General features: G+C 39.3%; 13 protein-coding genes. 8 read left to right on the top strand and 5 right to left on the bottom strand.

What is annotated here, in order from left to right:
- Positions 1–27: 27 nt before the first annotated feature.
- Together O1449_RS12875 and O1449_RS12870 are read right to left on the bottom strand one after the other, a co-directional pair.
- Entirely contained in the window at positions 28–1,164 is a 1,137-nt protein-coding gene (locus O1449_RS12875; protein ID WP_269238509.1) for a hypothetical protein, read from the bottom strand.
- Between the two features lie 112 nt (positions 1,165–1,276).
- Positions 1,277–2,278, bottom strand: coding sequence for a hypothetical protein (locus O1449_RS12870; RefSeq protein WP_269238508.1), 1,002 nt, complete (start codon positions 2,276–2,278; stop codon positions 1,277–1,279).
- A gap of 230 nt (positions 2,279–2,508) precedes the next feature.
- On the opposite strand from O1449_RS12870, the gene pheS reads away from it, so the two are divergent.
- From pheS to O1449_RS12855, 3 genes are read left to right on the top strand one after another with little or no spacing between them, the layout of a single operon-like run.
- Positions 2,509–3,489: a phenylalanine--tRNA ligase subunit alpha gene (gene pheS, locus O1449_RS12865; protein ID WP_005164386.1), complete on the top strand. Its 981-nt coding sequence runs from the start codon at positions 2,509–2,511 to the stop codon at positions 3,487–3,489.
- Positions 3,490–3,522: 33 nt separating this feature from the next.
- The gene (gene pheT, locus O1449_RS12860) at positions 3,523–5,904 is read left to right on the top strand and encodes a phenylalanine--tRNA ligase subunit beta (RefSeq protein ID WP_269238507.1); all 2,382 of its coding nucleotides are present in this window, start codon (positions 3,523–3,525) and stop codon (positions 5,902–5,904) included.
- Entirely contained in the window at positions 5,901–6,197 is a 297-nt protein-coding gene (locus tag O1449_RS12855; protein WP_004664224.1) for an integration host factor subunit alpha, read from the top strand. The genes pheT and O1449_RS12855 overlap by 4 nt, the downstream gene beginning before the upstream one ends.
- A gap of 98 nt (positions 6,198–6,295) precedes the next feature.
- On the opposite strand, the gene O1449_RS12850 is transcribed toward O1449_RS12855, so the two are convergent.
- From O1449_RS12850 to trxA, 3 genes are all read right to left on the bottom strand, one after another.
- A complete protein-coding gene (locus O1449_RS12850; protein ID WP_004664225.1) occupies positions 6,296–6,547 on the bottom strand; it encodes a hypothetical protein in 252 nt (83 codons plus the stop codon).
- A gap of 392 nt (positions 6,548–6,939) precedes the next feature.
- Positions 6,940–8,208, bottom strand: coding sequence for a transcription termination factor Rho (gene rho / locus O1449_RS12845; protein ID WP_269229623.1), 1,269 nt, complete (start codon positions 8,206–8,208; stop codon positions 6,940–6,942).
- Positions 8,209–8,534: 326 nt separating this feature from the next.
- Entirely contained in the window at positions 8,535–8,861 is a 327-nt protein-coding gene (gene trxA, locus O1449_RS12840) for a thioredoxin (protein ID WP_004675702.1), read from the bottom strand.
- A gap of 273 nt (positions 8,862–9,134) precedes the next feature.
- Here trxA and ppx point away from each other — a divergent pair, with 273 nt between their 5' ends.
- Genes ppx through O1449_RS12815 form a run of 5 tightly spaced genes read left to right on the top strand, consistent with a single transcriptional unit; the run spans position 9,135 to position 14,270 of the window.
- A complete protein-coding gene (gene ppx, locus O1449_RS12835; RefSeq protein WP_005214561.1) occupies positions 9,135–10,655 on the top strand; it encodes an exopolyphosphatase in 1,521 nt (506 codons plus the stop codon).
- Between the two features lie 33 nt (positions 10,656–10,688).
- Entirely contained in the window at positions 10,689–11,513 is an 825-nt protein-coding gene (locus tag O1449_RS12830; protein WP_269229625.1) for an acetyl-CoA carboxylase carboxyltransferase subunit alpha, read from the top strand.
- A 56-nt stretch (positions 11,514–11,569) separates the two neighbouring features.
- Positions 11,570–12,841, top strand: a complete 1,272-nt coding sequence (tilS, locus tag O1449_RS12825) for a tRNA lysidine(34) synthetase TilS (RefSeq protein ID WP_269230398.1) — start codon at positions 11,570–11,572, stop codon at positions 12,839–12,841.
- A gap of 3 nt (positions 12,842–12,844) precedes the next feature.
- The gene (gene proC / locus O1449_RS12820; RefSeq protein ID WP_269238506.1) at positions 12,845–13,684 is read left to right on the top strand and encodes a pyrroline-5-carboxylate reductase; all 840 of its coding nucleotides are present in this window, start codon (positions 12,845–12,847) and stop codon (positions 13,682–13,684) included.
- 16 nt (positions 13,685–13,700) lie between these two features.
- Positions 13,701–14,270 carry a YggT family protein gene (locus O1449_RS12815; protein WP_004664238.1) on the top strand — a complete coding sequence of 190 codons (570 nt, stop codon included), beginning with the start codon at positions 13,701–13,703 and terminating at the stop codon, positions 14,268–14,270.
- Positions 14,271–14,322 lie beyond the last annotated feature (52 nt).

Here is a 14,322-nt window from a genome sequence, read left to right as displayed (position 1 = left end):
GCTTAGAGATTCAAAGAAGGCCGCTTTTTAGCGGTCTTTTTTATTTTGAATGGGTAAGAGTGTTAAAAAGACCTTTTCATTAATGGTATAAGTATGCCAATGATAATGAGCAGGAAAATTGTAATCCTGATTTAATTCAAGTTGATTATTATAATAGGGATGTTTTTTGCTGATATAAAATTTATCTTTACCATTTAAGGGCTGCCAAACTTGTTCTCTAGGATTGATTTCAATTAACTTTGCTTTAAATTCAATAGATTTTCCAAAGTTTTGAGTGTAATAGCCATGGAGAACAGGAAGTAAGAAAAAATAACTTGCGATTGTAACAATAAAACTTGATAACAATGCACCAAAGAAAGCAAGGGTCTTAATATCTTGATAAATCCAAATAAAGCTAAAAATGAAAAGGGGAATAAAAATAGTAGTTAGAAGTAATACGTTCGGGTAATTGTTAATAAAGAAAAAAGGTGAATTTGCAGTCAAATACATTCCAATTGCTCCAATTGGAATGCAACTAATAAGTATATAAGCAATACGAGGGCTAATATTGGTTTGATATTGTTGTGAAGTCAGTTTTTGTAATTCCTTCAGTGTAAGCTGAATTTCTACTGGTTCTGATTTGAAATTATAAAATTGCTTGAGTAGCATCAAAAAATCTTGTTGCTGTTCTTGATTGAATAGCTTGAGGTCAAGAACATTTTGCAAATTTCTCAATGGAAAAAAATACAGTTCTGGTTGTTTGGGTATTTGATTTTTAAATAAAAACTTTCTAGTTTTACTCAAGTCTAGTGTGATTTTCGCGATTTGAGTATATTCTACATGTTCTCTCTTAATAAGGGTTATGATGGGTATCTTAAATAAACGATAAAATATTTTTTCAGGCGTAACGACTAACTTGATATAAGGAAAAATGAGCAAAAACATGAAGTATAACATCAATAAGATCGCAATAAATTGAATATCATTTTCCTGTTTTTTATTTATCGGAAAGTGCTGTAAAGTATAAGCGATATATTGCCATATTGTATGAATGCTTAAGGGGAGATGGCTTTTTGTAAACCAAGTGAAAAATGGGAAAATAAAAAGTGTAAATACGATGTAGATAAGTATAGCTAAACTAGGTGCACCAATTATTTTATTACGCTTAAAAATCGAAAACTCCATTCGTATTTTTCCTCTCATTTTATTTTTAGTCAAGTAAATCATAGCGTAAAATAAACTTTATAATATAGACAAAAGTTTTGGATGACGAATAGAGTATTTAATTTATGAAGCGTTATAGCCCAAAATAATAAGCAACCAAACAAATAATCACGGTTAATATAATCAATTTAATTACGCCAGACGCACCTACTATATGATGGGGGGACTTATCAATCTGATGTGGAATTTCCATGGTTCGGTCAATGATTTCAGGTTCTTCTGCCGTAAGTTGAGCCGTTTGGTAGTGATTTGCGGTTTTTACAATCAGCTTTGCAAATAAGTCATCAGTTTTTTGTGAAAAATTACGGAGATTGATCTGTTCTTCAGGGCTAATTAACTCACCTGTAGCCGTATAAGGATGCTTTCTTTGTTGTTCTAAATAATCAGTTAATGCTTGTGTGCGATGTAATAATCGATGTGCACAATCTGCTGGATAATCTGTTGGAATCAATGCTAATTGTTGGCTAGAAAGATGTGTAAGATCAGCTTCATAACCATAAAAAGGCAAATCTTGTTGTTCTGGCTCTGGAAAATGTTCAGCATATTTACTATCGAACAGTTCTTTCTCCAAGAAAATGGCAACCTGATTCCAATTTACCTTCTGTAAGTCAGCATCAATTTTTTTAGCGAATTTATCATTCAACTCATAACGCCAAAAGCTTTCTTCGCGGAGCGTTGTGCATTGAGAAAGTGGAGCTTCAAACTCATTATCACTGTTGTACCACTCTGCAAGTTCAAGTCCACAAATCCATGCGGTTTTTTTATTGCCTTGATGGCTCACAATAAAATGCGCAAAAGGAAGCAGCTCTACGTTAGCATTTGGATTTTGCTCATCATTAAGTACGCTAGATAAATGCAGGCTGAGTTTTTTAACGCCTTGTTTTTTTAGGCCTTCAAGCCAAATCTGGAAATGTTGTGCCAATAGATGTTGAGACAGTAAGTCTCTAAAAATCAGTCGATTTTGATTGAAAATTGGATGTTCAATCCAGCGGCTAAAATTGAGTTCACCTGCAAGAAACTCATTGCCATAAGTCACTAATGTAAGCTGTTGTTTCCAGATTTGATCAAGCGCCATCGTTATTCTTTCTCATTGACGATATCGGTATCTTATACATTTTATTCAATTGTTGAGTAATTTTCAGAAATTTTAGTTGATCTGCTTAGGTATCTTGTTGTTTTATTTTTGCATCTATATTTTCAAAAGTACGCTATTTAAACCGCTGTTTATTTTCATCAAACTGGTAAAAAGCTGATAAACTATAGCGTTTTATTATATTTCTATATTTTGTTGCTTTGAGAGTTACTATGTCACTGGAAGCCCTGACCACTGAAGCGCTTGCTGCCATTGCAGCGGCTCAAGACCTTGCTGCACTCGATCAAGTCCGTGTGCAATTTACAGGGAAAAAAAGCCAGCTTGCAGAGCAGTCGAAAGCGCTTGGAAAAATGGATCCTGAAGAGCGAAAAGTACAAGGTGCTGCGATTCACGCTGTGCGTGAAGCAATCAATACGGCTTTGACTGAGCGTCAACAGACATTACAACAAGCTGAACTTGCAAAAAAATTAGCAAGTGAAACCATTGATATTACTTTACCGGGCCGCGGTCAGCGCATGGGAAGTATTCATCCTGTTACTCAAGTACAAGAGCGTATTTGCCAATTCTTTACTAAAGCGGGTTTCCAAATTGCTCATGGTCCAGAAGTTGAAGATGATTATCACAACTTTGAAGCCTTAAATATTCCGGGACATCACCCAGCCCGTGCGATGCATGACACTTTCTACTTTGATGCAACGCATTTGCTTCGTACCCATACTTCGGGTGTGCAAATTCGAACCATGGAAACCAGTCAGCCGCCAATTCGTATCGTGTGTCCTGGCCGTGTTTATCGTTGTGACTCGGATCAAACCCATTCGCCAATGTTCCATCAGATCGAAGGTTTGTACGTTGCTGAAAATACCAGCTTTGCTGAGTTAAAAGGTTTATTGATTAACCTACTCAATGAGTTCTTTGAAAAAGATTTAAAAGTACGTTTCCGTCCATCTTACTTCCCATTCACTGAGCCAAGCGCTGAAGTGGATATCATGGATGAACGTGGTCGTTGGTTAGAAGTTTTAGGCTGTGGCATGGTACATCCAAATGTACTGCGTGCTGCAGGAATTGATCCTGATAAATACAAAGGCTTTGCCTTTGGTTTAGGGGTAGAGCGTTTTGCAATGTTGCGTTATGGCATCAATGATTTACGTATGTTCTACCAAAATGATGTGCGTTTCTTACGCCAGTTTGCCTAAACAGTTTTTCAGGATTAAAGAAGGTTTATACACATGAAAATTAGTGAAAATTGGTTGCGCAGCTGGGTAAACCCAGCCATTGATAGCGATACATTGTCTGATCAATTAACCATGTTGGGTTTGGAAGTTGATGAGTTAGCACCTGTTGCAAAACCATTTACAGGTGTAGTTGTCGGTGAAGTGCTCACAGTTGAACAACACCCAGATGCAGATCGTTTACGTGTGACCACGATTAATATTGGTTCAGGTGAACCCTTACAGATTGTATGTGGTGCGCCAAATGTTCGTGTGGGCATGAAAGCTCCTGTTGCAACGATCGGTGCAGTATTGCCAGGCGATTTCAAAATTAAAAAAGGCAAGCTCCGTGGTGTTGAATCACAAGGTATGCTCTGCGGTGCTTCTGAAATTGATTTAGAAGACAAAATTGATGGTTTGTTAGAGTTGCCTGCTGATGCACCAGTGGGAATGAATATTCGTGAATATTTAAAACTTGATGACAATGTGATTGACATCAGTATCACGCCAAACCGTGGTGACTGCTTTAGTATCCGCGGGATTGCGCGTGAAATCGCAGTGATTAACCAGCTTGAAGTGAATGAGCCGAAGATTCAGCCCATTGCAGCCAATATTTCTGATGAGAAAGTGGTCAACATCAGCACAGAAGGTACACCACGTTATTTAGGTCGTATCGTTAAACATGTCAATGTGAAAGCGCCGACACCTGAATGGATGGAACAGGCATTGGCACGCTCAGGCATCCGTACGCATAGTATTTTGGTGGATATTACCAACTATGTATTACTCGAGCTTGGTCAACCGATGCATGCCTTTGATTTGGCAAAAATCGAAGGTTCGATTCAAGTCCGTCAAGCGCAGCCACAAGAAAAACTGACTTTGCTCAACGATCAAGAAGTTGAATTGCAAGATGACATCATGGTTATTGCCGATGATCAAAAACTATTGGCGATTGCAGGGATTATGGGTGGGTTGGATTCATCGGTAACGGATGAAACTCAAGATATCTTCCTTGAAAGCGCATTCTTTGCACCTTTAGCTATTGCAGGACGTGCTCGTCGTTTTGGTTTGCATACTGACTCATCACAGCGCTACGAACGTGGTGTAGACTTTGAATTGCCAATGATCGCCATGCACCGTGCTTCTGAGCTGATTCAAGCCTTTGCTGGTGGTGAGTTTGGTCCAATTACGGTTGCTGAGCAAGAGGCTTTATTGCCGAAGCGTGAAGCGATTGCATTAAAACAAGCACAAGTAGACCAATTGTTGGGCTATCCAGTTGCTGGTGATTTTATTGCGGATGCGTTAACACGGTTGGGCTGTGTGGTGGAAACCAAAGCTGAAGGAGAGTGGAGTGTTGTCCCACCATCACATCGTTATGATATGGCAATCTATCAAGACCTGATTGAAGAAGTTGCACGTATTCACGGCTATGACAATATTCAAATCAGTTTGCCAAAAATTGATGTGCAATTAGAAAAGTATCAAGACCGTTTTGAAGTTGCACAATTACGTCAAACTGTTGCGACATTGGGTTATCAAGAAGCAATCAGCTTTAGCTTTGCTGATGCAAAACTTGAAAAGCAGTTGAATCCAAATGTACAACCATTAATGCTTGCCAATCCAATTTCAAGTGATTTGGCAGCAATGCGTAGTACCTTGTTATCGAGTTTGATTCCTTGTGTACAGTACAATCTCAATCGTCAACAGCAGCGTGTACGTTTCTTTGAGTTGGGCTTGCGTTTTGATTATCAGAATGCGCAAAGTATTCATGATCTTCAGCAAATTCCAACTTTGGCACTGATTGCCGTTGGTTCTCGTACACCAGAATCTTGGCATGTGAAACCTCAAGCAATGGATTTCTTTGATTTCAAAGGTGAGATTGAGGAGGTTTTAGCTGCGGGTCGTGTGAATGTTGAATTTGTTCGTACTGAACGTGCGTGGCTACATCCAGGTCAATCAGCTGAAATTCTAGTCAATGGACAATCGATTGGTTATCTCGGTCGCTTACATCCATCTTTGGAAAATGAACTTGATTTAGGCATAACTTGGGTTGCTGAGCTAGATCAACAGGCGGTTTTGCAATCTTATGTATCTAATTTTACAGAATTATCACGTTTTCCATCGGTTAGACGTGATATTGCGCTTTTAATCTCTGATAATATTGAGGTAAGAGATATTCAGCGGTTAATTGAGCAAACTGGTGGAGAGTTACTCGACTCTACATGGTTGTTCGATGTGTATACGGGGCAAGGGGTTGAACAAGGCAAACGCTCTTTAGCTTTTGCAGTGTTGTGGCAACACCCAACTCGTACGCTTGAAGATGCTGAAATTAAATCTGGTATGGATAACATTATTCAAGTGTTGGAAGACACTTACCAAGCGACATTGAGGGCCTCATGACAGCATTAACAAAAGCAGAGATGGCGGACCATTTAAGTGAGCTTACTAGCTTAAATCGCCGTGAAGCAAAACAGATGGTCGAGCTATTTTTTGATGAAATTAGCCAAGCATTAATTGCGGGTGAACAAGTCAAACTTTCTGGTTTCGGTAATTTTGAATTACGTGATAAACGTGAGCGTCCAGGACGCAATCCAAAAACGGGTGAAGAAATTCCGATTTCTGCCCGCCGAGTGGTTACGTTTAGAGCAGGTCAAAAATTTAGACAGCGCGTTGGAAATGAGCAGATCGATTGATCTGCTTTTTTATAGTGATATTTTTATTTGATTAAAAATCTAGGCGTAAAAAAGAGAACCTATAAAGGTTCTCTTTTTGATAATCTAAAAATATTAGATTATTGAGCAGCAGAAGCTGGAGCAGCTTCAGAAGCAGCAACGTCAGAAGCAGCAGCAGCAACGTCAGAAGCAGCAGCAGCAACGTCAGAAGCAGCAGCTTCAACAGCAGTAGTAGCTTCAGAAGCAGCAGCTACAGCTTCAGAAGCAGCAGCGTTAGCATCAGCAGCAGGAGCTTCTTCTTTCTTAGAGCAACCAACGAAAGCTAAAGTAGTAGCAATAGCAGCAGCAACAGCGAATTTTTTGAATAACATGGCATCACTCTCATAAAATTGTGAGATTAAAAAAAACCTAGAGTTAGTCTGTTTGTGCTTTTATTATTCCTAAACGCTTTAGGTAACAACGCAGGGAGCAGCCTAACTGGTCTGTCGCTATCCTATCAAAGCAGATCATGAATTACTACTGTTCTGTCCAACAAAACAACAAAAATGGGCAGAATTTGGCTATTTTTTGATAGAAAAAAACTATGGAAATTAAGATTAAAATCGGTATTTTATGGTTTTTATCATTGGAATTAATTTTAAATTTATTAAAAACAATGGTTTATTGTTTTATTGGAATTTTAAAATAATCTGTAAATATTATGTAAGTTTGTCAACCAAATAAAAAAGGCTACCATAAAAGTAGCCTTTTTAATCCACTAATCTTATGTAGATGCTTTACGTTTCATTTGATCAAAGAAGTCATCATTAGTTTTGGTTTCCTTCATACGATCTAATAAGAATTCCATTGCAGCAAGTTCATCCATAGGGTGAAGCAATTTGCGTAAAATCCAAACTTTGCGTAAATTTTCTTCACCCATTAGGCGCTCTTCACGACGAGTTCCAGATTTTTTGATATTCATTGCAGGGAATACACGTTTCTCTGCAATACGGCGATCAAGTGTAATTTCTTGGTTACCTGTACCTTTAAATTCTTCGTAAATCACGTCATCCATTTTACTGCCTGTTTCGATCAAAGCAGTTGAAATAATGGTTAGAGAACCACCTTCTTCGATGTTACGTGCAGCACCGAAGAAACGTTTAGGGCGTTCTAATGCATGAGCATCCACACCACCGGTTAATACCTTACCTGATGATGGGATCACAGTGTTGTAGGCACGCGCAAGACGAGTAATTGAGTCAAGTAAAATCACAACGTCTTTTTTATGCTCAACTAAACGTTTTGCTTTCTCAATCACCATTTCTGCAACCTGAACATGGCGAGCAGGTGCTTCATCAAATGTGGATGCCACAACTTCACCGCGAACAGTACGTTCCATTTCTGTAACTTCTTCAGGGCGTTCATCAATCAAAAGTACGATTAAGAACACTTCGGGATTATTACGCACAATGGATTGAGCAATGTTTTGTAATAGCATTGTTTTACCCGCTTTAGGCGGTGCAACAATAATAGAACGTTGACCTTTACCAATCGGAGCAACCAAATCGACCACACGAGCTGTGAGATCTTCAGTTGTACCGTTGCCCAATTCCATAATCAGTTGTTCTGTTGGGAAGAGAGGGGTTAAGTTCTCGAATAAAATTTTATTACGCGAGTTCTCAGGTGTGTCATAGTTAATTTGATTAACTTTTAGTAATGCAAAGTAACGTTCGCCTTCTTTTGGTGGACGAATAGTACCTGTAATAGTATCGCCTGTGCGTAAGTTAAAACGGCGAATTTGAGATGGGCTGACATAGATATCATCTGGTCCTGCTAAATATGAACCAGCAGCAGAGCGTAAAAAGCCAAAACCATCTGAAAGAATTTCGAGAACACCATCACCAAAAATTTCTTCGCCATTCATGGCATGGCGTTTTAAAATGGCAAAAATAATATCTTGTTTACGGTTACGTGCCATGCCTTCAAGGCCCATAAACTCCGCAATTTTAATGAGTTCGCCAATGGGTTTTTTCTTGAGTTCAGTTAAGTTCATAAGTGGTCAGACAGAATGGAATAAGTGGAGGAGTGTTTGGAAAGAATAAAAAATCGACCGCATACATACATGCTGATGTAATTGCATAGTTACACAACCACAATTCAGTAGTCTGGTTCATTGTTTCAGAGAGAAATGTGAAAACAATTATTATTGCCGAGCGGCGATCTTATGTTTGTGTCTTGCAAGAAACGCGATGAAGTAGATTCCATTCAAAGCTTCTTGATCCAAGAATATAAGCGAAACTAAGAAATTTGTCAATTTTTACTGAGAAATACGTCGCTTAATTTAGACGTATTTCTCTTATTTATACGGTCAAAATCTCATTAGATATTTTGATCAATAAATGCTGCAAGTTTAGAACGAGGTGCTGCACCGACTTGTTGAGCAACAACTTCGCCATTTTTAAACATTAATAATGCTGGAATGTTACGAATGTTGTACTTCACAGCAGTGTCTTCACATGCAGTCACGTCAACTTTAACGATTTTGACTTTTCCTGCATATTCATTTGAAAGGTCTTCTAGCACTGGTGCAATGGCTTTACATGGTGCACACCAGCCAGCCCAGAAGTCAACAAGTACAGGAGTTTCAGCATCTAAAACATCTGCTTGGAAGTTTTCATCAGTTGTATTAACAATAGTCGCAGACATAAGGTTACTCCAAATTTAATAAATAAAGTGCAAATTCGTTCATCATCAGCATGAATATTACATTGCTACTTTACTCAATGTAAGGGTTTGTTCTGATTATTCAAGTTTCAAAATGAAAAGTCTAATGGATGCTCACGATGTTGATTATCGGCTTCTACAATCATTTATAGCTTAAAAGCGAAAATACGCACCTATTATTGCTTAAAATGACTTTAAAATTATTGGCGTGTGAATTACTCTAATGCGTGAATTGAGCATAGGTTTATATGAATAATGTCTGATTTTCTGATTGATGAAGAATTACTTGCTGCAATTGATATGGGATCAAATAGTTTCCACTTGGCGATTGCTCGTGTTGATCACGGTGAAGTGAAAAAAGTTGCTTCAATGTCAGAAAAAGTACAATTAGCGGCTGGACTGGATGAAAATAAAAATTTAACTGAAGCTGCGCAACAGCGTGGACTTGCGTGTTTGGCTCGTTTTGTAGGTCGTTTAAGCTCTGTTCAAGCAAATCGTCTAAGAATTGTGGCGACGAATGCTTTAAGACAAGCAAAAAATGGTCATGAATTTATTCAAAAAGCAGCTGAAATTTTACCAAAACCAATTGAAATTATTGCTGGACGTGAAGAAGCGCGTCTAATTTATTTAGGCGTTTCACACACGATGGCGAATGGTGGTCGACGTTTAGTAATTGATATTGGTGGTGGTTCAACAGAGTTCATTATCGGCGAAGAGTTTGAACCGCTACACACTGAATCTTTGCAAATGGGTTGTGTCGCTTACAGTAAAGCTTATTTTGCTGATGGTGAGATTTCAAGCAAGGCTTTTGATAAAGCTGTTGTCGCAGCGCGTAAAGAACTCTCTGCGATTGCAAATACCTATAAAGCAGAAGGTTGGGATACTGTTGTTGGCTCAAGTGGAACAATCAAAGCTTGTCGTCAAATTACTGTAAATCTTGGTTTGAGCGATGAACAAGAAAATTTAACTCGTGAAGGTTTATATAAGTTAAAAGATCGTTTGCTCAAATTTAAACATATTTCTGAAATTGATTTTGAAGGTCTACGTGAAGATCGACGAGCAGTTTTGCCAGCAGGTCTTGCGATTTTATATGCCATTTTTGAAGTTTTAGAGCTGGATAAATTGGCATATTCTGATGGTGCTTTACGTGAAGGCGTAATGTATGACTTACTTGGTCGCTTTAAACATGAAGATATTCGTGACCGAAGTGTGCAAGCTTTAATGGGACGTTATAATGCTGACCCCAAGCAAGCGGAACGTGTCGTAAATACAGCACAACAGTTATTTGATGGTGTGGCGGATGCTTTAAATTTAACGACTGAAGACAGTGACTTACTGCGTCGTGCGGCCTATTTGCATGAGATCGGATTAGCAATTAGTCATGGTGGATACCATCGTCATGGCGCATATTTATTACAGCACTCCGATATTCCGGGTTTTTCACAAATTGATCAAAATCATCTGTCTCATTTAGTTTCACATCATCGTCGTAAGTTACGTGCTGATGCAAAAAATGACGTTCTAAAAGTTGGTGGTAGTCATTTATTGTATCTGTGCTTGTTGCTTCGTCTCGCTGTTTTGCTGAACCATAGTCGTAGTGATCAGATGCTTCCTGCCATTGAACTGAGCGTTGGAAATGATCAACAATGGCAACTCAGCGTTTCTGGTGATGCTAAACAATGGCCTTTATTGGTTGCAGACTTGCATGATGAGCAAGTGCAATTTAAACATTGGGACATTGAGTTAAATATTCAGTCAGACAATTTTGTTGATTAACAATATATCCTTGTTAGGGATTATCTACGACTTATGAAAAATAAAGCGACTCAGTCCAAGGCTTGGGCTACGGTTCAAATTGCACGACATCCTGAACGTCCGCAATTTCTAGATTATGTCAGTGAAATCTTTACTGAATTTGATGCTCTTCATGGCGACCGTTTATATGGTGACGATGGTGCTATGATTGGTGGTTTAGCCCGTTTCGATGGGCAGCCAGTGATGGTGGTTGGTCAACATCGTGGTCGCAGTACGCGTGAAAAATTACAACATAACTTCGGTATGTGTAATCCAGAAGGTTATCGTAAATCACAGCGTTTACTTGATATGGCTGAACGTTTTAATCTCCCAGTATTTACTTTTGTCGATACCATGGGTGCTTATCCTGGTGTAGGTGCCGAAGAGCGTGGTCAAGCAGAAGCGATTGCAACAAGTTTAGCGCAGCTTTCTAGTTTAAAAGTACCTGTGATTGCGACTGTGCTTGGCGAAGGCGGTTCTGGCGGGGCACTTGGTATTGGTGTCGCTGACCGCGTGATTATGCTATCGCATAGTATTTACTCAGTCATTTCACCTGAAGGCTGTGCTTCGATTTTATGGAAAACTGCGGACAAAGCTGCACAAGCCAGTGAAGCGCTTGCATTAACTGCCGACAAGCTGAAAGCTTTAGGTATTGTTGAGTATGTGGTGGATGAGGGTGAGGGTGCTCACTTACAGCCTGAAAAAGTCATGCATGATTTGAAAGATGTGTTAAAACTAGCCTTAAATGAATTGCAACCGATGGATGCACAAGAACGATGCGATGCACGTTATCAACGTTTAATGAAGTTTGGCAGCAGCAATTTAGGCATCGCGTCTTAGCACAAACTCAGCATTTTTCTGAACAAACTCAATTCTTAATTGGGTGCAGCGGCGGCATGGATTCCATGCTGTTGCTGTATCTGATGTCTGAACTTTTCCCCACCCGAACCCGCGCGATATATATTGATCATCAACTTCAATCGATGAGTGAAGAATGGGGCAATTTAGTACAAAAGCACGCTGATGCGCTAAAGATTCCTTGTATTTTGCAAAAAGTCTCAGTCGAGTCAGGTAATTTAGAGCAACAAGCACGAAATGCGCGCTATCAGGCTTATTGTAGACATTTAACTGAGAATGACATTTTAGTACTCGGGCATCATCAGCAAGATCAAGCGGAAACGCTGTTATTACGATTATTTTCTGGTGCAGGTGTCAATGGTTTGGCCGCGATGCAGCAAATTGATGTTCGGCAAGATATGACCATTTGGCGACCATTTTTAGATATCAGTCGTGAGAAAATTGAGCAATGGTCACAGCAACTGGGTTTTGATTATGTGACTGATCTCACTAATTACGATACGTACTATGATCGGGCATGGTGTCGAGAAGAGTTATGGCCTGTATTAGAAAATCGCTTCCCTAAAATGCAATCAGCTATGTCACGAACGAGTTATCTGATGCAAGATGCCGCAGAAATTTTAGATGATGTGCTGCAAAGTGATTGGAAATTATGTGCAACTGAGAATGAGCTGGATTTAACTTGTCTGTTGGAATTATCGGATGCACGACAACGTCAATTACTGTCCGCTTGGGTAAAAGGTAAGGATCAATATCGCCCAAGCTACGATATGGTACAACGCTTACAACAAGAGGTTATTCTGGCAAAGCCAGATGCCCAGGCAATTTTACATATCAATCAACACTATTTTGTTCGCTATCAGAAAAAATTATATCGTTTAACTCACAACCAATTATATGCAGAAAAACAATCTACCATTCTCCCTGCATTATTAGAGCGATATGAAATGGGTGAAACGATCAAAGTTGCGGCTGGAACGTTTAAAATCGAATCTCAAGTGATTGGGTTTTCATCCCAGCTTTTAGGGCGAGAGTTAAAGCTGCTGAAACGCCTAGGGGGGGAAAAAATTCATCTCTATGGTCGTGTTGGACATTGGCCACTGAAAAAAGCCATTCAAGATGCACAGATTTTGCCTTGGTTACGTCATACAATTCAAATATTAGTCGTAGATAATGTTATGCTTGGGGTTTTTAGCCCAAAGGGTTTTTGGTTGGCGCAATCTGATTATTTAGAACAGGGCGGTTGGCAACCAAGTTTAATTTCTGACTGCAATGACTTTTTTCAGCAGTCTTTTTCATATGATGAGTAGGACATGGCGACAACATTGAATCAAAATATTTGTTTTATTGGTGGTGGTAACATGGCGCAAGCCTTGATTGGTGGGCTACTTTCTCGTGGTTTACCGACGACCCGCATTACCGTTTCTGATCCAGTCGAGCAAATTCGTCACATCTTAGAAGAAAAAAATATTCAAACCACAACAGACAATGTGGACGCAATTAAAAATGCGGACGTTGTGGTATTGGCGGTTAAACCCCAAGTTTTGGCAACGGTATTACAACCATTAAAAGACTTATTGTCAGATAAACTCGTGATTTCAATTATTGCAGGTGCTGAAATTCAAACGATTTCAGATTTAATTGGTGGTAGTCAGCGTATTGTTCGTGTAATGCCCAACACGCCAGCATTGGTACAAACGGGTGCACATGGTATTTATGCATCTGAAGCAGTAAATGCTCAAGATCGTGAATTAACCAGTCAAATTTTGGCTGCGACAGGTTTAACCATTTGGGTAGACAATGAAGCGCAAATTGATGCAGTAACAGCAGTCTCTGGTTCTGGTCCAGCCTATTTCTTTTACTTGATGGAAAGTATGATTCGTGCAGGTAAAAACTTGGGCTTAGATGAGAAAATTGCGACAGCATTGACCCTGCAAACAGCGTTGGGTGCGGCACAAATGGCGATTACTAGCTCAAATTCTCCAACAGAATTACGTAAAAATGTGACTTCTCCAAATGGTACAACGCAAGCAGCTCTAGAAGTGTTTGATCGTGCGCAGATTTCACAAAATATTCAAGCAGCGCTTGCAGCAGCTCAGAAGCGTAGCCAAGAGCTTGCACAAGAGTTGAGTGACAAGACTAAATCGGTTTAAGTAGGATAAGACAATTATGGGTGCAAGTTCTGCGCTAATTTTTGGTGTTTTGATCAATGTTGCAATTTTATTGGTCTTTTTCCGTTTTTTAATGCAATTAGCGGCAGTCAGTCCATACAATCCTGTGGTCCTTTCAACCGTGAAAGCGACCAAGATTGTGGATGTTTTTAGCCGTATTTTTCCCACTCTAGGCAAGGGGCGTGTTAATTTAGCCGCAGTTGCTTTGTTGGTGGTATTGTACTTACTGAAAATTTTTGGGTTGATGTATTTGTCAGGACAAATGCCACATAGCGCAGTGTATCTTGTAATCACGACATTTGTGACGATGATCCAAGATTTAATTCGTTTCTGTCGTTATTTGATTTTTGCAACCATCATTTTGAGTTGGGTGGTGATGTTTACGCAGTCACGGTCACCTTATATTGAAGTGATTCAAGAGCTTGCAGAACCTTTACTTGCGCCATTTCGTCGTCTGTTACCGAATATGGGGATGATTGATTTATCTCCAATTTTGGCTTTCTTAGCTTTATATATTGCTGAGATCTTAATGAATGAAGCAGCTAAAGTTCTTTTAACAGGTCTTTAATCTGCTTCAAAAATAAAAAAAAGGATTGTGTAAAACACAATCCTTTTTTTAT

It is taken from the genome of Acinetobacter sp. TR3 (assembly GCF_027105055.1).
Classification (GTDB): domain Bacteria; phylum Pseudomonadota; class Gammaproteobacteria; order Pseudomonadales; family Moraxellaceae; genus Acinetobacter.
Note: the sequence above shows the minus strand (reverse complement) of the source record. Positions and strands in the feature narration are given on the sequence as shown.

Bases quoted from the DNA above. Each gene is read 5' to 3' on its own strand.
- O1449_RS12875 (WP_269238509.1), bottom strand. From the start codon at position 1,164: ATGGAGTTTTCGATTTTTAAGCGTAATAAAATAATTGGTGCACCTAGT.
- O1449_RS12870 (WP_269238508.1), bottom strand. From the start codon at position 2,278: ATGGCGCTTGATCAAATCTGGAAACAACAGCTTACATTAGTGACTTAT.
- pheS (WP_005164386.1), top strand. From the start codon at position 2,509: ATGTCACTGGAAGCCCTGACCACTGAAGCGCTTGCTGCCATTGCAGCG.
- pheT (WP_269238507.1), top strand. From the start codon at position 3,523: ATGAAAATTAGTGAAAATTGGTTGCGCAGCTGGGTAAACCCAGCCATT.
- O1449_RS12855 (WP_004664224.1), top strand. From the start codon at position 5,901: ATGACAGCATTAACAAAAGCAGAGATGGCGGACCATTTAAGTGAGCTT.
- O1449_RS12850 (WP_004664225.1), bottom strand. From the start codon at position 6,547: ATGTTATTCAAAAAATTCGCTGTTGCTGCTGCTATTGCTACTACTTTA.
- rho (WP_269229623.1), bottom strand. From the start codon at position 8,208: ATGAACTTAACTGAACTCAAGAAAAAACCCATTGGCGAACTCATTAAA.
- trxA (WP_004675702.1), bottom strand. From the start codon at position 8,861: ATGTCTGCGACTATTGTTAATACAACTGATGAAAACTTCCAAGCAGAT.
- ppx (WP_005214561.1), top strand. From the start codon at position 9,135: ATGTCTGATTTTCTGATTGATGAAGAATTACTTGCTGCAATTGATATG.
- O1449_RS12830 (WP_269229625.1), top strand. From the start codon at position 10,689: ATGAAAAATAAAGCGACTCAGTCCAAGGCTTGGGCTACGGTTCAAATT.
- tilS (WP_269230398.1), top strand. From the start codon at position 11,570: ATGGATTCCATGCTGTTGCTGTATCTGATGTCTGAACTTTTCCCCACC.
- proC (WP_269238506.1), top strand. From the start codon at position 12,845: ATGGCGACAACATTGAATCAAAATATTTGTTTTATTGGTGGTGGTAAC.
- O1449_RS12815 (WP_004664238.1), top strand. From the start codon at position 13,701: ATGGGTGCAAGTTCTGCGCTAATTTTTGGTGTTTTGATCAATGTTGCA.